This window comes from Paraburkholderia piptadeniae, from assembly GCF_900007165.1.
In the GTDB taxonomy this organism is placed as follows: domain Bacteria; phylum Pseudomonadota; class Gammaproteobacteria; order Burkholderiales; family Burkholderiaceae; genus Paraburkholderia; species Paraburkholderia piptadeniae.
On sequence record NZ_CYGY02000234.1, the window covers coordinates 1 to 631 of the forward strand.

General features: G+C 62.6%; 2 protein-coding genes. Both read right to left on the minus strand.

Features of this window, described 5'->3' with window-relative positions; translation table 11 throughout:
- Positions 1-214: hydrogenase maturation nickel metallochaperone HypA/HybF (locus BN2476_RS44965; protein WP_143811258.1), on the minus strand; the 214-nt coding region annotated here is incomplete at its 3' end.
- The coding region (locus BN2476_RS46310; protein ID WP_173819737.1) for a nickel-dependent hydrogenase large subunit at positions 207-631 on the minus strand (425 nt) is incomplete at its 5' end. The genes BN2476_RS46310 and BN2476_RS44965, both read right to left, overlap by 8 nt.

Consider the following 631-nt stretch of genomic DNA (forward strand, 5'->3'; position numbering starts at 1 on the left):
ATGCCCGGCCCCGCATCTCGCGTATCTCCACGGTCGCACCATCAAGCAATGTGCCCGGCGCAATCGCTTCGAGCGCGAAGCGCAGGGCGCGCACGTCTACCCCGCAGAATCCACCTGCTTCGAGCAGAAGATGCGTGACACGGACGAAACACTCGCGCTCTGCAGTCTTCTCCATCAACGCCAGGATGCCGCCTGCAAGACTGACTTCATGCATGATCCATCCGAGCGTCATCCTTGTTCGCATAGCCTATTTGATATGCGACGCAGGGATCATAGGCGGCAGCTAGCACAGCGGCACGCTTCCAACCGGACAGCGAGGCGCTCGCTGGGAATCGTTCGAGCGTCCGGGCTACGGCGCCGCGCGGGTGGAAATTCCAGTCGGTCGGCGAAACGATCCGGTAGTCGCCGACCATGGGACCATGCGCCGTATCGCGTAACTCGACCCAATGCATCAGCAATCCTCGCGACATCTCACACCAACTGATCGCACGCAGTTCTCCGGCGGGCAAGGCACCACATACCAGCCCTTTCGTACCCCGCCGGTCGGGCACGGTCGCCAGCAGTCTCGCCAGTTCGGCAACCCGACAGCCCAGCCGCAGCCATACTGTATCGATCGCCGAGCCCACGAGAC